This window comes from Vitreimonas flagellata (genome assembly GCF_004634425.1).
Classification (GTDB): Bacteria; Pseudomonadota; Alphaproteobacteria; order Caulobacterales; family Aquidulcibacteraceae; genus Vitreimonas; species Vitreimonas flagellata.
Window position 1 is genome coordinate 71,451 of the sequence record NZ_SBJL01000003.1, and the last position, 17,998, is coordinate 89,448.

General features: G+C 62.8%; 22 protein-coding genes, 1 other RNA gene and 1 pseudogene. 9 read left to right on the top strand and 15 right to left on the bottom strand.

The genetic code is table 11. The features are described 5' to 3' along the window. Nucleotide 1: 1 nt before the first annotated feature. Nucleotides 2-463: a tRNA (cytidine(34)-2'-O)-methyltransferase gene (locus tag EPJ54_RS13115; RefSeq protein ID WP_135212199.1), complete on the bottom strand. Its 462-nt coding sequence runs from the start codon at nt 461-463 to the stop codon at nt 2-4. A gap of 133 nt (nt 464-596) precedes the next feature. Between EPJ54_RS13115 and petA the strand changes: the two genes are divergently transcribed. From petA to EPJ54_RS13135, 4 genes and pseudogenes are all read left to right on the top strand, one after another. Continuing rightward, entirely contained in the window at nt 597-1,154 is a 558-nt protein-coding gene (petA, locus tag EPJ54_RS13120; protein WP_135212200.1) for a ubiquinol-cytochrome c reductase iron-sulfur subunit, read from the top strand. 14 nt (nt 1,155-1,168) lie between these two features. Next, a pseudogene (locus EPJ54_RS13125) lies at nt 1,169-2,317 on the top strand (cytochrome b); the annotation flags it as partial. A gap of 467 nt (nt 2,318-2,784) precedes the next feature. Beyond that, on the top strand, nt 2,785-3,627 hold the full coding sequence (locus EPJ54_RS13130) for a cytochrome c1 (protein ID WP_135212201.1): 843 nt from the start codon (nt 2,785-2,787) through the stop codon (nt 3,625-3,627). Between the two features lie 89 nt (nt 3,628-3,716). Continuing rightward, nucleotides 3,717-4,211: a cupin domain-containing protein gene (locus EPJ54_RS13135; RefSeq protein WP_135212202.1), complete on the top strand. Its 495-nt coding sequence runs from the start codon at nt 3,717-3,719 to the stop codon at nt 4,209-4,211. Here the strand turns inward: EPJ54_RS13135 and EPJ54_RS13140 are convergent, their stop codons facing one another. Next, nucleotides 4,212-5,180 (bottom strand): cell wall hydrolase, encoded by a 969-nt coding sequence (locus tag EPJ54_RS13140; protein WP_167755722.1) that lies wholly within the window; start codon nt 5,178-5,180, stop codon nt 4,212-4,214. A 249-nt stretch (nt 5,181-5,429) separates the two neighbouring features. Between EPJ54_RS13140 and EPJ54_RS13145 the strand changes: the two genes are divergently transcribed. After that, nucleotides 5,430-6,869 carry a hypothetical protein gene (locus tag EPJ54_RS13145; protein ID WP_135212204.1) on the top strand — a complete coding sequence of 480 codons (1,440 nt, stop codon included), beginning with the start codon at nt 5,430-5,432 and terminating at the stop codon, nt 6,867-6,869. Here the strand turns inward: EPJ54_RS13145 and EPJ54_RS13150 are convergent. Both EPJ54_RS13150 and EPJ54_RS13155 read right to left on the bottom strand, forming a co-directional pair. Beyond that, a complete protein-coding gene (locus EPJ54_RS13150; protein ID WP_135212205.1) occupies nt 6,866-7,741 on the bottom strand; it encodes a carbonic anhydrase in 876 nt (291 codons plus the stop codon). The two genes, EPJ54_RS13145 and EPJ54_RS13150, sit on opposite strands and share 4 nt — an antisense overlap. Before the next feature lie 172 nt (nt 7,742-7,913). Then, a complete protein-coding gene (locus EPJ54_RS13155) occupies nt 7,914-8,516 on the bottom strand; it encodes an ATP-dependent Clp protease proteolytic subunit (RefSeq protein WP_135212206.1) in 603 nt (200 codons plus the stop codon). Between the two features lie 158 nt (nt 8,517-8,674). On the opposite strand from EPJ54_RS13155, the gene EPJ54_RS13160 reads away from it, so the two are divergent. Then, entirely contained in the window at nt 8,675-9,472 is a 798-nt protein-coding gene (locus EPJ54_RS13160; protein WP_135212207.1) for a toll/interleukin-1 receptor domain-containing protein, read from the top strand. Here EPJ54_RS13160 and EPJ54_RS13165 read toward each other — a convergent pair. The 11 genes from EPJ54_RS13165 to gap form a co-directional block, all read right to left on the bottom strand. Beyond that, entirely contained in the window at nt 9,469-9,936 is a 468-nt protein-coding gene (locus EPJ54_RS13165) for a DUF1003 domain-containing protein (RefSeq protein WP_135212208.1), read from the bottom strand. The genes EPJ54_RS13160 and EPJ54_RS13165 overlap by 4 nt on opposite strands. Before the next feature lie 30 nt (nt 9,937-9,966). Beyond that, nucleotides 9,967-10,602 (bottom strand): thiamine phosphate synthase, encoded by a 636-nt coding sequence (gene thiE / locus EPJ54_RS13170; RefSeq protein WP_135212209.1) that lies wholly within the window; start codon nt 10,600-10,602, stop codon nt 9,967-9,969. A gap of 34 nt (nt 10,603-10,636) precedes the next feature. Beyond that, entirely contained in the window at nt 10,637-11,305 is a 669-nt protein-coding gene (locus tag EPJ54_RS13175; RefSeq protein WP_239590969.1) for a DUF805 domain-containing protein, read from the bottom strand. Nucleotides 11,306-11,391: 86 nt separating this feature from the next. Then, the gene (locus tag EPJ54_RS13180; RefSeq protein WP_135212211.1) at nt 11,392-12,411 is read right to left on the bottom strand and encodes a class I fructose-bisphosphate aldolase; all 1,020 of its coding nucleotides are present in this window, start codon (nt 12,409-12,411) and stop codon (nt 11,392-11,394) included. Between the two features lie 138 nt (nt 12,412-12,549). After that, nucleotides 12,550-13,734, bottom strand: a complete 1,185-nt coding sequence (locus EPJ54_RS13185; RefSeq protein ID WP_135212212.1) for a phosphoglycerate kinase — start codon at nt 13,732-13,734, stop codon at nt 12,550-12,552. Then, nucleotides 13,731-14,000: a hypothetical protein gene (locus EPJ54_RS13190; protein WP_135212213.1), complete on the bottom strand. Its 270-nt coding sequence runs from the start codon at nt 13,998-14,000 to the stop codon at nt 13,731-13,733. Before EPJ54_RS13190 ends, EPJ54_RS13185 begins: the two co-directional genes overlap by 4 nt. 5 nt (nt 14,001-14,005) lie before the next feature. Next, nucleotides 14,006-14,512, bottom strand: coding sequence for a DUF1993 domain-containing protein (locus EPJ54_RS13195; RefSeq protein WP_239590923.1), 507 nt, complete (start codon nt 14,510-14,512; stop codon nt 14,006-14,008). Between the two features lie 15 nt (nt 14,513-14,527). Continuing rightward, nucleotides 14,528-14,803: a hypothetical protein gene (locus EPJ54_RS13200; RefSeq protein ID WP_135212214.1), complete on the bottom strand. Its 276-nt coding sequence runs from the start codon at nt 14,801-14,803 to the stop codon at nt 14,528-14,530. 66 nt (nt 14,804-14,869) lie between these two features. After that, a complete protein-coding gene (locus tag EPJ54_RS13205; RefSeq protein ID WP_135212215.1) occupies nt 14,870-15,151 on the bottom strand; it encodes a hypothetical protein in 282 nt (93 codons plus the stop codon). Beyond that, nucleotides 15,148-15,432, bottom strand: coding sequence for a hypothetical protein (locus EPJ54_RS13210; RefSeq protein WP_135212216.1), 285 nt, complete (start codon nt 15,430-15,432; stop codon nt 15,148-15,150). The genes EPJ54_RS13205 and EPJ54_RS13210 overlap by 4 nt, the downstream gene beginning before the upstream one ends. After that, nucleotides 15,432-16,439: a type I glyceraldehyde-3-phosphate dehydrogenase gene (gap, locus tag EPJ54_RS13215; protein WP_135212217.1), complete on the bottom strand. Its 1,008-nt coding sequence runs from the start codon at nt 16,437-16,439 to the stop codon at nt 15,432-15,434. Before gap ends, EPJ54_RS13210 begins: the two co-directional genes overlap by 1 nt. A 311-nt stretch (nt 16,440-16,750) precedes the next feature. Between gap and EPJ54_RS13220 the strand changes: the two genes are divergently transcribed. The 3 genes from EPJ54_RS13220 (at nt 16,751) to ssrS (ending at nt 17,968) form a co-directional block, all read left to right on the top strand. Further along, on the top strand, nt 16,751-17,077 hold the full coding sequence (locus tag EPJ54_RS13220) for a cell division protein ZapA (protein ID WP_135212218.1): 327 nt from the start codon (nt 16,751-16,753) through the stop codon (nt 17,075-17,077). A gap of 70 nt (nt 17,078-17,147) precedes the next feature. Further along, the gene (locus EPJ54_RS20080; protein WP_239590924.1) at nt 17,148-17,759 is read left to right on the top strand and encodes a DUF805 domain-containing protein; all 612 of its coding nucleotides are present in this window, start codon (nt 17,148-17,150) and stop codon (nt 17,757-17,759) included. A gap of 49 nt (nt 17,760-17,808) precedes the next feature. Then, a non-coding RNA gene (gene ssrS, locus EPJ54_RS13230) (6S RNA) lies at nt 17,809-17,968 on the top strand. The last annotated feature ends 30 nt before the right edge of the window (nt 17,969-17,998 follow it).

The window sequence follows — 17,998 nt, forward strand, 5'->3', positions numbered from 1 at the left end:
CTCAGAATTTCTCCCACGCCCCGGTTTGCCGCAACGCCTCGGTCAATACTATCGCCCCGGCGTTGATCACGTTGAGCGACCGCAAGCCCCGGACCATCGGGATGCGCACGCTGGCCTGGGCTGCTTCGTAGAGTTCGCCGGGCGAACCAGCGCTTTCGCGACCCAGGACTAAGGTGTCGCCTGTGGAAAACGCAAAATCCATGAAGCTCAATGCGCCGTCCGTCTCGATCAGGATCAGCCGCCCGGATTGTCGTTCCGGAGTCGCACGGAATGCCGCAAAGCTGGCGTGGCGGGCGACTTTGGCCTTGTCGCCGTAATCCAATGCCGCTCGCTTCATCGCTGTGTCCGTCAGCGGGAATCCGCAGGGCTCGATCACGTCCAAGGCCACGCCCAGACAAGCGCAGAGGCGAAGTGCCGCGCCGAGATTCTGCGGTATGTCAGGTTGATAGAGGGCCAGTCGCACGTTAGAGCCTCAGCCGCCGGAGAATCGGGGCGAAATCGGGGAATCGGTAAGGCATGCGGCGCCACGCCGCGCGCTTTGCGTACCCGGATTAGCCTAGCTTCATCGCTGTACCAAGATCGCGGGAGAGACGCGGGTGGCTGACGCAAAGCCCATCGAGGCGCACGGGGACGATAGTACCCGTCGCGATTTCATTTTCATCGCGGCTGGATCGGTCGCGGCCGTTGGCGTTGGCGCTACGGTTTGGCCGTTCATTGATCAAATGAACCCGGCTGCCGATACGCGCGCGTTATCGACCACGGAAGTCGATCTCACTGCAGTCGAACTTGGCCAGCAGATCAAAGTGATGTGGCAGGGCAAGCCGGTGTTCGTGCGCCATCGCACCGCCGAAGAGATCGCCGCTGCGCAACGCGACGATTTCGCCAATCTGAAAGATCCGCAGAGTGACGCAGACCGCCTGATCCAGGAAGACGGCCAGGCCGGTCGTCCGGAATGGCTCGTTCTGCAAGCCAGCTGCACGCACTTGGGCTGCGTGCCGACCTTCGTTGAAGGCTCGCAATATGGCGGCTGGTTCTGCCCGTGCCACGGCTCGGACTACGATACGTCCGGCCGTATTCGCCGTGGCCCCGCGCCGCGAAATCTTGACGTTGCGCCGTATCTCTTCACCGGCCCAACCGCCATCCGTATCGGCTAAAGCGAGGAACCCAAGTGAGCGGACCTTCGACCTACGAGCCGAAATCAGGCTTTACCCGTTGGCTCGATAAGCGCCTGCCGATCATCCGGCTGGGCTATGACAGCTTCGTCGCCTACCCGACGCCCCGGAATTTGAACTATTGGTGGACCTTCGGCGCGATGCTGTCGATGTGCCTCATCGTGCAAATCGTCACCGGCGTCGTGCTGGCGATGCATTACGTGCCGCACATCGACATGGCGTTCGCTTCGGTGCAGCGCCTTGAGCGCGACGTCCCGTATGGATGGCTGATCCAGAACATCCACGCCGTCGGCGCCTCGATGTTCTTCATCGCCGTTTACATCCATATGTTCCGCGGCCTCTATTACGGGTCTTACAAGGCCCCGCGCGAGCTGCTTTGGATTCTCGGCTGCGTGATCTATCTGCTGATGGTCGCCACCGCGTTCCTTGGCTACACGCTGCCCTGGGGCCAGATGTCATTCTGGGGCGCCACCGTCATCACCAATCTCTTGGGCGCGCTGCCGATCGTCGGCGAGAGCATCAAGAATTGGCTCTCGGGCGGCTTCTCGATCGACCAGCCGACCATCAACCGCTTCTTCTCGCTGCATTATCTGCTGCCCTTCGTGATCGCGGGCGTTGTGGCGCTGCACGTGTGGGCGCTGCACGAGGCGGGGCAGAACAACCCGACAGGCGTTGACGTCCGCAAGGCGGCCGACATTCCAGCGGGCGAGCCGGGCGACACCGTGCCGTTCACGCCGCACGCGACGATGAAGGACCTCTTCGCCGCGGTTCTGTTTGTGATCCTGTTTGCGACCTTCGTGTTCTTCATGCCGGACGCGCTTGGCCACGCCGACAACTTCATCCCGGCCAACCCGCTGCAGACTCCGCCGGAAATCGTGCCGGAATGGTATCTGCTGCCGTTCTACGCGATCCTGCGCGCCATCGATTTCAACATCGGCCCGATTGATTCAAAACTCGGCGGCGTGTTGGCGATGTTCGCGGCGATCGGCGTGCTGTTCGTGCTGCCCTGGCTGGACACCTCGCGCGTGCGTTCGATGCGTTATCGCCCGATCGCGCGTCAGTTCTTCCTGATCTTCGTGGTCGTTTGCGTCATCCTCGGTTGGTGCGGCGGTCAGAACCCGGGCAAGATTTTGGTGCCGGCCACGTTCTCGGCCACGCTTGAGTGGGTTGAGGGCGGCTCAGTGACTGAAGCGCCGATCCGCGCGACGGGCGAGTCCGCTTGGGCTGACACGGCCGCCGCCGCGCAAGCGCAGCAAGCCGAGCAGGGCGCCTCGATGACGGCGGTCACCCGCACCTCGGCGACCGAAGGCGCGATCCGCGCGATCAATGGCGGCGCTGTGCAAACCCGCACCGTCACCGCACACACGGTCGATGAGCTGGAAACCGCAATCACCGAAGCGAAGGCGGAGGTCGGCCAAGCCGCGCCGTTCTTCAACGTGACGCGCAACACGCCGTTCACGTTCACGGTGACGACGCTCTCGCAGATCGCGACCTTTTATTACTTCTTCTTCTTCCTGGTGCTCCTGCCCGTGCTTGGCCTGCGTGAAACGCCCGGCCGCGTTCCGGACACGATCGCCAAGCCTGTCACCAAGCAAGCGCAGGGAGCCGCCTAATGCTGCGCGCACTGACACTCGCTGCGGCCCTCACGGTTGCTTCCGTGGGCGCTGCCCTCGCCGCCAGCGACGCCGAGCACCCGCATGATCACGCTTTCAGCTTCGACAGCCCCGTCGGCTCGTACGATATGGGCGCGGTGCAGCGTGGTTATCAGGTCTATCAGCAAGTCTGCGCGAGCTGCCACTCGATGGACCACCTCTCGTATCGTCACCTCGGCGAACGCAATGGCCCCTTCGCGCTCTACATGGTGCGCAACCATGAGACGGGAGAACTTGAGCCGCATGTGGGCGCGCCCGCGCATGGCGGCACGTTCGTCGATGTGACCGAGAACCAATACGTGCGCGCCATCGCCGCCGGCGTCACGATCAACGCCGTCGATCCGAACACCGGCCAACTCACGGATCGTCCCGGCCGTATTTCGGATCGTTTCCGTCGTCCATTTCCGAACGAGATCGCGGCGCGCGCCTCGAATGGCGGCGCCTATCCTGTGGACCTCTCGGTGATTACCTCCGCCCGTCATGGCGGCGCCGATTACATTTACGCGCTGCTGACCGGTTACACGGGCGAGTCACGCGGTGCGCTGTATGAGAATCCATACTTCCCTGGCCATTATATCGCCATGCCGCCGCCGCTGGCTGAAGGTGTGGTGCCCTATGAGGACGGCTCGCCGACCACGGTCGAGCAATACGCTGCTGACGTGACGCACTTCCTGCAATGGGCGGCTGACCCGCACATGGAGCAGCGCAAGCGCACGGGCATCGTCGTGCTGACGTTCCTGCTGGTGCTCGCGGGCTTGATGTACCTCGCGTACAAGCAAGTTTGGCGCAACGAGAGCCACTAGGCTCTTGAAACTCTGAGTTCCAAAGCGCGGGCCGAAAGGTCCGCGCTTTTTGTTTGCGCTTCACCGCGCGCGGGCGTTTGCTCGGGCCCATGAGCCAACAAGACAAACCGCAAGGTCCGATCGCGATCGAGTCCATTCCCGGCGAAGACTGGAGCGAAGGCGTGCGCTATGGCGGGCGCACGCAAGTGCTCTCCAACACGCGCGCGGGCGGCCGCAAGATCGGCATCGCCATCGAAGTCATTGGGCCCGGCAAGCAGAGCTGCCCGCACCACTATCACATGGTGGAAGAGGAGCACATTATCGCGCTCGAAGGCGTAGCCACGCTGCGCTTGGGCGATGAGCGCCACACGATCAAGGCGGGCGATTATGTTTGCTTCCCGGCGGGCCAGCGCGCCGGCCATTGCATCGTCAACGAAAGCGGCGCGCCCTTCAAATTCATGATCGTCGGCGATCGCGCCGCGAACGAGACTTGCGTCTATCCCGACAGCGGCAAGATCATGATCTACAATCTTGGCCGCCTCATCCTCCCGGAAGGCGAGAGTCTCGACTACTGGAAGGATGAGAAAGCGGACGAGCCGCTCTGATCATGGCGCGGTCGCGATCGCCGTCTGTGGCGCGGCGATGCTCGTTGGCGCTGCGGCGCTGACTGCGACGCCATTCATCGTCGGCGCCGCTGCGGCGTTCACGTCAAAGGCAGCGCTTTGGCTCGGCAGCGTTTGGCCTGCCGCTTCGGTCGGCGCGTATTGGATCACACCATTGACGCGTCCAGCGCGCGGGCCGCGTGCTGACGCATCCACAGACGCGTGCTGCGCGCGTGGCTCACGACCCGAGATCGCTTGGCCGAGATATTGCGCGACATCGATCGGACGAGGTGTTTCGCGAACGCCTGGGTCGGGCACATCGGCATAGAAGATGTGCTGGCCAATCACTTGCCGGCCCACGCCGACGCGTGCCCAGCGCGGGCGCACCGCGCGCGTATGATAGAACAACGCGCCGCCAGTGGGATCGACGGATTGGCCGCTTAGCACTTCGCGCGCCACGCGGTCGGCGAGGATCCACTCAGGATCGGTCGCGACGCTCGAGGGATCGCGCGCCAAATTCATCACTGTGCGGCGATTGGGATCGCCACGATTCCAGACGGAGAATTGCTTCGGCGAAAGGATCACCGTGGCGAGGTCTTCGCCGAAGCGCTCGCCGATACGGTTCACCATCACGTGCGCCACCGCGCGCATGCCGTGCTCACCTTCGCTGCGCGCTTCGCCCCACGCGGTGGCGGCAAGCAAACGCACTTCCTCTTCAGCGACCACGAGAGGCGTCATCGATGACACTGCGCTCGACGAAGGTTCATCTGGAACGAAGCCGACGATCTGACGTTCGCCACTGACCACAGCGGCCAGCGCATCCGGATAGAGCGCGAAATTCATCGCCGCGGCGACAACCAGCACGCTCGCAAGACTCGCAGCGTGCATGCAATGTTTGATCGAAGTGCGTTCACCGCGCTTCGCAAATTTTTCTTTGTTGGGACGCGAAAGTCCGATCCAGCGAGCGGCCATTTTGGTCTCTCTACTTCGCGGGCGCGATGCGCGCCGGGCGTCATGGCTAAACAAAAGTGGTCGCATCCACACCGCAGCGTGCGCGGACACGAGGCGCGTTTCTACTTTCCCACAGGGCGAAAATGCGACGCGCAGGAGGCGAACTGCAGTGCAGAAGGTCTGGATTTCCTTGCTTTTTTGTCAGACTAGACGGCGGGCATAGTCTGTCGCGCGAAGTTCCGCCAAGTTCCTAGCCCTAAGGGGGTAGGCATGACCCAAACCCGGTCCATCGACGCCGCAGCGCGCGGCTACATCCGGCATCGCTTCGTCCGCGCGCTAAATGCGTCGTTTGTAGTGCTGATGGTGTTTGGATTGGTGGGGCTTGTCGCTGGCGCGATGGTCCAAGCGGTGGGCTCTGGAGAGTGGGCGCAGATCGTGGGCTTGCCGCTCGGCGCGGTGCTCGCGTTCTTTCTCTTCTTCGTCCCAATGGCGTTCGTCATCGGCGCCATCACGGCGATCATTGATGGACTGCACCGCCGAGTTGTTGGCTTGTTCTTGCTGGTCGTGTCGCTTTTCCTGTGCGTGTTTCTTGGCATGGCGTTCGTCGCCTTTGTTGCGAGTTTCTTTGGCTTCGAGGTTACCGACGACCCCGAGATCAATCCAATTGCGATGGCGGCGTTCGGCCTGTTCGGCACGTTGATCAGCTATGAATTGCTGCGTCACGCATGGTGGCAAACGACAACGCGCGCTGTAGACTACAAGGCTGCGCGCGGATGGCGCCCGCCGCCATGGCGCTTCTTGACGGCCTTTCGTCGACATCTCGGCTTGCCAAGCTTCATTGCTCATGTCGGCAAGAAGCGAATAGTCGTGAGCTTACTCTATTTCGGAGTCGCGGTGCTAAACGTCGGCATCGCCTTGCTCCTCTTGTTGCCGGTGTTCTTGAGTTCACCGACCGAGCGCACCGCTGATTTCGATCCCGCCAATGTAATCATCGGCTCGGCGATCTTGCTGGTGCTGAATCTGCTTGGCGCTGGCGCCCTGCTGTCGCGCTTGGCCGACACCCGCGCGACGCGGCTTTATCAAAACGTCCGCGAATGGGATGCGCGCGCGCCGATCGTGTTCCTGCGCTCGTTCAATCAGGACGACGATCGGCTGAAAGCTATCAGCGGCGACCCATTCGCACGTTGGCCCGCAGGTGTGGGACGACCGCGCACACTCGATGAAATTTTGCTTGAGCACGGCTCGCCTTACGGCCCTGTCATCGCCATCGGCGATCCGCGTGATCCGACGCCGCCTTTGGGTGCGGCGCGGGTGTTTGTGCAGGGCGAAGGTGACGAATGGCAAGGCGTTGTGCGCGGTCTTGCGGGCGCATCGAAAGTCGTGATCATGTGCCCCAATCACGGCGCGGGCGTGAAATGGGAGCTGGATCTCATTGCGCAGGCGGGCGGGCGGTTGCAGGTGATCTTCCTGGCAAGCCCTGAACTCGATCGCGAAGCGACGCGCACGCTCTTCCAGCGCCTCGTGCCAAACATGCCGAATATCGACGCCAAGCAGCATGTGATCGCCGCCTACGAGCTAGGCGGCGAATGGCGGCTTCTGACGGCCGAACACCTCAGCGTAGATAGCTACACTGCCGCACTCAACACAGCGCTGCAGGCGCTCTTCGGCGTGAAGGGTGAGCCGGTGAAGCGCCCGAAGAAAGTCGCTTAGGAGCCCAACACCACGGTGCGTTGGTTCAACGGCTGCACGTGGCGCGAGCTCGAACCCAGAGCTTCGCGCAGCGCAGCGATCTGCGCGGCGGAGGCTTGGATCGGCGTACGCAGCACGTTCCAGCGCACGCCTTCGCTGCACGGCGGCGTCGTCAACGAGCCGGCATAGGCAAAGTACGCACGATCCGGCGGCAGCAACGCAGCGAGATCAGCACTGATGTGCGTGGCGAGTTCTTCACCTTGGCCGTTTGGGATCGACGCGAGCAACGCGCCCAAAGCTTGGTTCTCCAAGCCTTCCTCGATGAACACGCCGACGACGGCGAGTTGGCCTTGGCTGTTGCGATGCACGAAATGCAATTCGGCTGGATAAGCGCGGCGATCAAGCGTGTGCTCGGCCGGTGAATGGAAATGGAATTGGGCGAAGCCGTAGGCTTGCTGACCAATCATCAAGGTCGCTGCGCTCTGCGCCGGATTGAATTGCAGCGTGTGGCCGTTGTTCACGAAATTGCCGTTTGCCGCGAGGTAGTGCGTCGCAAGGTCGGGCATCTCGACCATCGGGGCCGCGCTCGAAAGATTGACCGGGGATTGCTCTTGGCCTTGGCCGCACGTGCCGGCGACTTGCGCCCACGCGGCTTGATGCATGTAATCCCAATGGGTCGCCTCGCCGCCAGGCGCCGCGCCATGCGGGGCGGCAGGGGCGTGCTCAGCGCCATGCGCTTCAGCCGGGCCAAGCGACGGGCCGTGGCCTTCGCCGTGGCCAGCTTCAGCGTGCTCGCCGCCATGCTCGGCAGTTTCGCCGTGCTCAGCCGAACCGCCGCCGCAGGCAGCCAAAATTAAGGCGAACGCTGACGCCGCCGCACCTTTGATGCGCATTAGGACAAGTCTCCACCACCCAAAAGCCCGCCCGTTTCATCGGGTTCATCGGGTCTTTGCGGACAAGAATGGAGCATACGGTAACGGCGCTTAAAGCCGGGTTACGGACGCTGCAACGAAAACGCCGGCCCGAAGGCCGGCGTTAAGCGATCACAAACCGTATTTGAGCGCCTTACCGAATTTCGGCTTGGCTCCGGACGATCTTGCCGACGAGGCCGTAGGCTTTCGCTTCTTCGGCCTGCATCCAATAATCGCGGTCGACGTCGCGCTTGATCTTATCGAGCGGTTGGCCGGTGGCGTCGGCGAAAATCTTGTTCAGACGCTCGCGCATGCGCAGGATTTCGCGCGCCTGAATTTCAACGTCCGAGGCCATGCCGCCGACGCCGCCGCGCGGTTCGTGCAGCAGGAAGCGCGTGTTCGGCAGGCAATAGCGGTTCTCGCGCTCGGCGGCGGCGTAGATGAGCGCGCCGGCGGAGGCGACCCAGCCCGTGCCCAGCATGCGCACCGGTGCGTTGATGAATTTGATCACGTCATGGATCATGTCGCCGCTTTCCACGTGACCGCCGGGCGAGGAGATCACGAACGTGATCGGCTCGGCGTTCTCGGCCGCCAGCGCAAACAGGCGCTCGGTGACACGGCGCGCCTGCAGATCGTTCACTTCGCCGGTGAGCATGACCACGCGGGCGCTGAACAGCGCTTTCTCGATCACGTCCGGCGCGTTGCGGGCCTCGGGGCTCGCCTTTTCGTCGTCGAGGCGGGTGGGGATAAAGTTCATAGAAGCTCCAGCGGACCAGAAATCTGAGCCCTTCAGGTAGGCGGGTTCGGAGCGATTTCCTAGCCCCGTACGGTTACTGGCGGGGCGTTCCGGCGCAGCTTAGCGTGGGCGCGGGGGAAGCGGGGCGATTCCAAGCCCTTACGCCGGAGCCTTAACTTTTGAGCGACGTCTTCATCTCCTACAAGCGCGAGGACAAAGCCCGCGTCGAGACGCTCTATGCGCTGCTCTTGGACCTCGACGTGCCAGTTTGGTTCGACGCCGGCATCGAGGTGGGCGCCGAATGGGAGCAGCGCATCGAGGAGCAGATCGCCGCCGCTCAAGCCATGATCGTGTGCTGGACGTTTGCCGCCGTGTCTTCGCATTGGGTGACACGCGAAGCGAAAATCGGCCTGGAGCGCAACATCCTCGTGCCGGTGATGCTCGCGCCATGCGCGTTGGTGCCGCCCTTCGGCGCCGTGCAAGCCGCCGATCTCACGCACTGGGAAGGCGCGCCGGATCATCCTGAAATTCAAAAGGTGCTCGGCAAGCTGGAGAGCTTGCTCGGCAAACGAAACCTGGCGCGCAACGCGCGGCTGCGAGCGGGTGGCCAGAAAGAAGAAATGGTTGCCGTGCTGCGCGCGCTGCTCGTTGAGCGCGCGCGCTCAGGCGCGCGGCCGTTCACCTACAAGGAAGCCGAGAACGCGCTGCGCGAAGCCGCTGAAGCCGAAGATGTTCGCATCGGTGAATTCGATCAGCACTCGCTCTGGGGCGCTCTGGACGCCATCTCCGAACAAAATCGTCGCCGTCGCGAACCGCCGCTCGACGTGCTCGTCGTCAGCAAAGACACGGGCCGCCCAGGTCGCGGCTACTGGCAAAAGCACGCCTTCCTCGAAGGCAATGGTGATGCGCTGGAACAAGCTCTGTTCGAGCGACACTTGGCGCGCGTGCGCGCGTCGAGTTGGAGTCAGGACGTTTAATTCTTCGCTTCCAGCATCTTGGTCAGCCGATCCACGGCTGCCGTGAGTGACGCGATCTCTTGCTCGCGCAGCAGATCGATCTTCTGATGCAGCGTCTCGATTTCGAGTTCGGCTTTGCAATTGATGTCGTAATCCTCGATCGCGCGTTGGCGATCGATGTCGGCTTGGCGGTTCTGGCTCATCATGATGATGGGCGCGGTGTAGGCGGCCTGGAATGAGAGCAACAGGTTGAGCAGGATGAAGGGGTAGGGATCGACGCGCGCACCGCTGACAGCGTTGAACACGATCCAGGCGAAGAGCAGCCCGCTCTGAATGATGATGAAGCGCCAGGAGCCGACGATTTCGGCGATTTTGTCGGCGGCTTTGTCGGCAAATGTGCGCGGCGCGATAGCCGCATCTGGCGCTGGTCGCGTCTTGGCGCGTTGGCGCAATTGGGACAGCAGGTCATCGAACGCGTTGGTCATGGCGGCTCCGGCGCAAACGTTGCGCGGAGCTTAGCCTGCCGCGCGCTCAAACACAGCGTTGAACGCGGCGACCGCCGCCCGCGGTCCCTCGGGATGCGCCCAAACGCCTGCCGACACCGCCAGAAAATCCGCACCCGCGCGCACGAGCGGCTCAGCGTTTTCGACCGTGATGCCGCCGATGGCGACGCAGGGCGTTTCGGCCGTCTCGGCCCAGATTTCTAGGATTTCGGGTTCGGCCCAATGCTTCGGCTCTTTGGTGCCGGTGGGATAGAACGCGCCGAATGCGATGTAGTCCGCACCAGCTTCCGCCGCTTCCATCGCGAGGTGGCGCGAGTCGTGGCAGGTCACGCCGACGATGCGATCCTTGCCGAGCAAGGCGCGTGCTTCGGTGTAGCTTGCATCGTCTTGGCCGACATGCACGCCGTCGGCGTTGAGCTTCGCCGCCAGGTCGGGGCGATCGTTCAGGATGAACGCTGCATCCGCCGCTTGCACGATCGGCAGCAACGCGCGGCCGATGCGCAGCACCTCGTCGTCCGCCGCATCTTTCAAACGTAGCTGCACGCAGGCGACGTCGCCACCGGCGAGGGCGTCGCCCAGCGCTGCTGCAAACGCGTCCAATTCAAATTTGGGCGGCGTGATCAGATAAAGGCGGCAGCGATGGCTCATGGCGTTGTCCTAGCGCGCGGTCGCGCGAACGCAATCAGCGCGCTGCGCGCTTGCCGAAGGCGCCGCTGGGCGCGGGCATCGGGCCGGTGGCCAGCGCGGGGCGCATGCTCGGCGCCGGGCGTGGCGCGGGCGCCGCTGCGACCGGCTTGCTTTGCGCTTCGATGGCGCGGTCCATAGCGCTTTGCGCGCCGCCCAGCATCGCCGCGACACTTGCGCCCCCGCCGCTCTTGTTGTCGCGCGCGGCGGGCGGGGGCGAATTGTCGTCGAATTTGTTGGGACCGTCCGTGCCGGCCAAGCAGCCGAGATCGACGAAGAGCCAGAGATTGATCAGCATGCCGATCCCGATCCATGGCAAAATGTTCGGCACGACAGCTTCCGCCGGCGCGTCAGTCGCGACGCCGCCCATAACGGCGGTGGCGATCATAAGCGCGGGCAGAAACGGCACGAGCGCAAACCAGCCGCTACGTCCGCGATCGTGGAAGCGCTTCACTTGCAGCGCGAGACCCGCCCAGCCGCCGGCGCACATGATCAGGCCGAGCACGAGCATGAGCAATCCGCCGGGCGCGCCCTTGGCGCCAAACGGTGCAAGGATCAGCGAGGCGATGAACGCCAGCATGAAAATGCCGAACGTGACGCCGGTATTGCCCAGCCAATAGTGTTTGCGGTTGATGCGACCGCGAAAGCTGAACAGGAAGGAAACCATAGTCACGGTGGACCCCGCGAGAAACTCGCGAGAATCCTACCGTGTCAGCGCTAATCGCCGGCTAAGTGGCACGGACAATTTTCGGTTTACGCCGCCTGCTTTTCGAGGCTCGCGTTCCACTTGCCTAGGCTGGCGAGGCCGTTCATGCGGGCGCGGTGGTGGAAGGCGGCTTGCGCTGCGCCGACGTTCTCGCTCTTGCCGCCCCAGGCCTTTTGCGGCGCGGCTTGCAGCGCGCGGCCGTAGGAGAATGTCATCTTCCACGGGAAGCCGCCGATCTCATTCATGCGCGAGAGATGCGCGGTTGCGAGTTCGTCCGATTGGCCACCGGAGAGATAAGCGATGCCCGGCACCGCGCTCGGCACGCACGCCTTCAGCACGCGGATCGTCTTTTCCGCGACCTCATCAACGCTCGCTTGCTTGGCGGCCTTCTTGCCCGGCACGATCATGTTCGGCTTCAGCACGATGCCTTCGAGCGGCACGTTCAGATAATAGAGCTGTTGGAAGACTTCCTTCAGCACCCATTCCGTCACCGCATATGTCGCGTCGATGTCGTTGTCGGCGTCCATGAGCACTTCCGGCTCGACGATCGGCACGATGTTAAATTCTTGGCAGAGGTTCGCATAACGCGCGAGCGCGTGCGCATTGGCGAGCAGGCCCGCGTACGAGATGTTGGTCGGGTCGATCACCGCGCGCCACTTGGCGAAGCGTGCGCCTTGCTCGTAATATTTCGGCAGGCGCTTATCGAGGCCGTCGAGGCCCTTGGTGATGAGCTCGCCTTGCTTCGCGCCCGCGAGTTGGCGCGTGCCTTCATCGACCTTGATGCCCGGAATGGAGCCGGCTTGCTCGATCAGCTTTACGAGCGGCGTGCCGTCCTTGGCGTTTTGCCAGATGGTTTCGTCATAGAGGATGACGCCCGAGATGAATTCCATCGCTTCCTTGGAGCGGAACATCAGCTCGCGATAATCGCGTCGATTGTCCTCGGTGTTGTCGACACCGATCGCGTCCATGCGCTTTTTCATCGTGCCGGTGGATTCGTCGGCCGCCAGGATGCCGCGGCTCGGCGCGACCATGGCTTCGGCGACTTTGTTCAATGCGTCGAGATTCACGTGTCCGCGCCCCGTTTTGGCGGGGTCAGGCCCCGCGTTTGAATGGATGGCGCGGGTTTAGCCCGGCTCCGCGCAAAACGCCAAGCCGGGTGTGGAAATGGGGGCAATTTTGCCTGTGCTGGGTTGCCGCAGGGGCGGCTAGCGCTTCAGCGCCTCGACGCCCGGCAGAGGCTTGCCTTCCATCCATTCTAGGAAGGCGCCGCCGGCTGTGGAGACGAACGTCATGTCGTCGGCCACGCCTGCATGGTGAAGCGCCGCGACCGTATCGCCGCCGCCGGCGACGGCGATCAGCTTGCCGGCCTTGGCGAGTTCCGCAGCTTCTTGGGCTGCGATCACTGTGGCCTGGTCGAACGGCGGCGCCTCGAACACGCCGAGCGGGCCATTCCAGATCAAAGTGTGCGAATGCTTCATCGCTTCACGCAGCTTGCGCACGGTCTTTTCGCCAGCGTCGAGAATTTTTTCGTCGGCGCCGATGTCATCGAGGCCGGTCATGCGCGCCTCGGTATGCGGCTTTACTTCTTTCGCCACGACCACATCGACCGGCAGCAGGATTTCGCACTTGCCTTTGGCCGCTTCCATGATGGCGCGCGCGGTGTCGGCCATGTCCTTCTCGGCGAGCGAGCCGCCGATCTCGACGCCTTGTGCGTAGAGGAAGGTGTTGGCCATGCCGCCGCCAATGGCGAGCTTGTCGAGCTTGTTGATCAGGTTCTGCAAGAGATCGAGCTTGGTCGAAACCTTCGCGCCGCCGACAATGCCGAGCACCGGGCGCTTCGGCGTGCCGAGCGCAGCCTCAAGCGCATCAAGCTCGCGCTCCATTTGTTTGCCGGCATAGGCGGGCAGCACGTGCGCCAAGCCTTCCGTACTCGCATGCGCACGGTGTGCGGCGGAGAAGGCGTCGTTCACGTAGAAATCGCCGAGCGCCGCGATCTGCTTGGCCAGCTCCGGGTCGTTCTTCTCTTCGCCGGCGTGATAGCGCGTGTTCTCAAGCAGGATCACGCCGCCCGCCGGCAGCGCATCGATCGCGACTTTCGCATCGGCGCCAACGCAATCGTCTGCGAACACGACCGGCGCGCCGAGCAATGCCGCGAGTGGCGCCGCCACTGGCTTCAGCGACATTTCCGGTACGCGCTTGCCCTTCGGGCGATCGAAGTGCGCGAGCAGGGCGACCTTGCAGCCTTTCGCAGTGAGAGCCTGGATCGTCGGCAACGCCGCGCGCAGGCGCGTATCGTCGCTCACTACGCCATCGGCCATCGGCACGTTGAAGTCCACGCGGACCAGCGCTGTTTTGTTGGCGGGTGCGTCTTCAATGCGGCGAAAGCTCATAAATGCCCTCCAGTCGCGCGGCCGATCCAATAGAAGACGCTAACTACCGCGCCAATCATGGCCAGCGCCAGCGCGGTATTTGTCGCGAGGCGCACAAAAGGCATGAAGGCCAGCGCCGCCCGGCGTGTCCAGGCCCAGGCGACCATGGAGGCAAGCGCGATCCCGACCGCGTATTGCCAAGGCGCGTTCGCGACGCCCGCGATAAACGCGAGCGCCACGAACACGACATCGGTAAGCGCCGAGCGGATGTTGGGCTTGCGCATCATCCGATTCAGCTCATCAAGAAGTCTTTTTTGCCGAGGTCGACGCCGTTATGGCGCAGGATCGCGTAGGCCATCGTGACGTGGAAATAGAAGTTCGGCAGCGCCCACGAGTGCAAATAGGTCTGGCCGTCGAACTTGAGTTCCGAACCTGGGATCTTGATCGACACCTCGCGGTTCTCGGCGCCTTCGAGTTGTTCGGGCTTAAAGCTCTCGACGATGCCAATCACTTTGGCGATGCGCGCTTGCAGGTCGGCGAGCGTGACTTCCTTGTCTTCGATCGCTTCCGGCACTTGATTGGCGAGACGCGCCATCGCGCCCTTGGCGTGATCGGTGGCGATCTGCACTTGGCGCATGAGCGTGAACATATCCGGCGCGAGGCGATCGTTCAGTAGCGTCGTGACGTCGAAATTCCTCGCCTTCGCGTGCGCTTCGGCTTTGTTCAGCATCGCGGCGAGATTTTTCAGCATGCGCGTAAACGTCGGCGCGCTGGCCGCGTACATCGAAACTTTGCTCATATTCGGATGTTTCCTCTAAAGCGCGTCGGCTATTCCTGAACCGAGCCAATACGCGCCGCTCAATATGGTAAGCAAGACCGCGATTGCGAGTGCGCTGATCCGAAAAAACGCGCGGCCCTTGAGCCGGTCGAGAATGGGGCGGCGTGAGGTGAGCCAGAACGCGATCATGCCGAACGCAGCGACGATCGCGATTTCAAGCGGCGCGCTGAATAGCCCGCACGCGAATGCTGCGATCGCGAACGCAAGATCGCCGGCGGCGACATAGACATCTGGCAAACGGCGTGCGGCCATGTTTGCACTTTGGTCGTTGGCGCAAAGCAACGCTTGTGCGTTCAACCAATCGGCGCGCGTTTCGCTCTACGGGCGCAACGCGTTCAGCAGTACGGCGGCCGCCACGCCAATCCACGGAAACGCGATGCCGCTGGCCACGCCCGCCGCGATCGTGCGCCAGCCCGAGCCGGTGAGGCGCTGCGCCAAAAAGCGCTCGCTTAAGACCCAGGCCAGCGCGCCGACGATCAACATGATGCGATAGCCAAGGTCCCATCGCTCACACGCCAGCACCGCCAGCGCCGTGCCGACAAGCAAGCCCCAAAGCTGCGCTTTGGCGACGGGGGTGAGGTGAGGGAGGCGGAGTTTCACTGCGCCTCGCTCATATACAAAATTGCGCCGTCGAGCGGATCCGTCATGGAGGCGAACTCGCACGTGCTCAGAAAGAAGGATTGGCCGCCCACATCAAAATAGATGTGTTCCCAATCGGCGCCGATGTTTCTTCCAAAGCTCGCGCCTTGGATGGAGACGGTCTCACCCGAACGCAGAGCGGCGATCGTTGATGTTGCGCAGCGTTCGGTAAGCACGCGAACGACGGCGAAGCCAAGACCAGGGACGATTTCTCCTTCGCCCTGGTCTTGGAGGGCGGTCATCAGATCAGCTTGCTCATCGCGACGGCGGTGTCCGCCATGCGGTTCGAGAAGCCCCATTCGTTATCGTACCAGGTGAGGATCGAGCAGAACTTGCCTTCCATCACTTTGGTCTGATCGTTGTGGAAGATCGACGAATGCGGATCGTGGTTGAAATCCATCGAGACGTTCGGATGGTTGGTGTAGCCGAGAATGCCCTTGAGCGGGCCGTCTGCAGCGGCCTTGATCGCGGCGTTGATCTCGTCCTTCGTCGTCGCCTTCTTGGCCACGAATTTGAAATCGACCACCGAGACGTTCGGCGTCGGCACGCGGATCGAGATGCCGTCGAGCTTGCCCTTCAGGTCCGGGATCACGAGGCCGATCGCCTTCGCGGCGCCCGTCGAGGTCGGGATCATGTTCAAAGCCGCGGCGCGGGCGCGGTAGAGATCCTTGTGCAGCGTGTCCAAGGTCGGCTGGTCGCCGGTGTAGCTATGGATCGTCGTCATCATGCCGTGATCGATGCCGATCGCGTCGTGCAGAACGCTAACGACTGGCGCCAAGCAATTCGTCGTGCACGAGGCGTTCGAGATCACGACGTGATCTTTCGTCAGGCCTTGGTGGTTCACGCCATAGACGACCGTGTAGTCGGCGCCATCCGCCGGCGCTGAAACAATCACGCGCTTGGCGCCGCCGTCGAGGTGAAGTGCGGCCTTATCGCGCGCGGTGAAGATGCCGGTGCACTCAAGCGCGATGTCGACGCCTTCGGCTTTGTGCGGGAGTTCGGCCGGGTTCTTGATCGCGGTGACCTTGATCTTGCCCTTGCCGAGATCGATCCAATCTTCGCCGGACTTCACTTCGCCCGGAAAACGGCCGTGCACGCTGTCATAGCGGAGCAGGTGCGCGTTGGTTTCGACGGGGCCGAGATCGTTGATCGCGACCACTTCGATATCGGTGCGGCCGGATTCATAGATGGCGCGCAACACGTTGCGGCCGATACGTCCAAACCCGTTGATCGCAACCTTCACGCCCATGGGCATCCGCTCCTGATTTTGAATTGTGATTGTGGGCGTGGGATTAGACCCGTACCGTCCTCGCGTCCATGCCCGGAACCGCAGAGCAGGCTTTCAACGAATCGCTCAATCCCGTAACATTTCGTCGCAATGGGAAGAGATTCCCCAAACGAGGCGCATGCCGCCCAGGCGAGCGCGCTGAACCAAGCCTTGACCACGATCGAGGCACGGCTCGACGCGCTGGAACCAGGTGCTGACGCTGATGTTGTAGCTGAGGCGCTGGCCGATCCGGTCCGTGCGCTCGGTGCAGCGGTGAGGGAGGAGGACGTCTGATGCAGGCTGTCCTGAACGTAGCGAACCAACAATTCACCATCGAGTGCGCCGACTGCGATCAGCGCCGGCTCGAAGATTTGGCCAAAGAGCTCGATGCGCGCTTGTCCCGCTTCTCTGGCGATGAGGATGCGATGCGCCGTTTGGTGCTCACGGCGCTCTCGCTGCTCGACCAAGCCCAAGCCACCAGCGCCGCTTTGGCTTTGGCGCGCGAAGAGATCGAACGGCTGACGGACATGGTCGTCGAGGCGCGGTTGGATGCGCAAAATGTGGCCGTCAACGATGAGCGTGGCCGCGTCGGCGTGCTCGTGGCGCACGGCGCCGCCTGACGCAAAGCTTTAGGTTGCAAGCGCGGTTTCCGCCGCGCATGATTAATCACGCAAGTTCCGGGGGGAGCGCATGCGTGGTGAAATTCTCTATTTCGAATCCGGCGCCGATGTCGGCCTGATCCGCAGCGCCGACGGCGCGCATTATCGCTTCCGTCTTGCGGATTTGGGCGAGGGGCAATCGCCCATATCTGGCGCGTTCGTTGAGTTCACGCCGCGCGATGCGGAATGGGCGTCGCAGATTGTGGTCAAAGGCGTGGACGGTCCGCCGCCCGAGAAGCTCGATATTTGGGGCTATTTCGCCAAATGCATGCGCATGTCGTTCAATGGCGCGGGCCGTGCGCGGCGCATGGAATATTGGAGCTTCATCCTCTTCTCGTTCCTGATGATGATCGGCGGCGTTTTGCTGCTCGTCGGCATTAGCGCTGTCGGCCAAGCTCGCGCTGGCGAGGCCTTCAACCAATCCTTTTCGATGGTCATGACGCCGCTGATCGTTTTGGCGCTGCTCGTTTTCACACCCGCCAGCTATTCCGTCCTGGCGCGCCGCCTGCACGACATCGGCTGGTCCGGCTGGCTCGTGCTGCTGCAATTTGTGCCTCTGGGCGGGTTCATTTTGTTCATTTGCACGCTCATTGCCTCGGAGCGTGGAGCCAATAAGTATGGGCCCTATCCGAAGGCGGCCTGAACGGCGTCACTTGAGCGAAGCAGCGCGTGCGCCTAGATTCAGCGCAGGGCGGTTACTGCGGCGTGCGAGAGGCGCATCATCCCTGGGACCGTATCATCTCTCTCGGGAGCTGGCTCTGTCGCGGACCCTGGTCTGCAGCACCTGGCGCCCACCTAGTTGTCTAGGGTTCGAGAGGATGAGCAATGCCTTACGGCGCATGTGGTCCGCCCGACTTCTTCCCCCGCGTGCGCGGGAAGTGG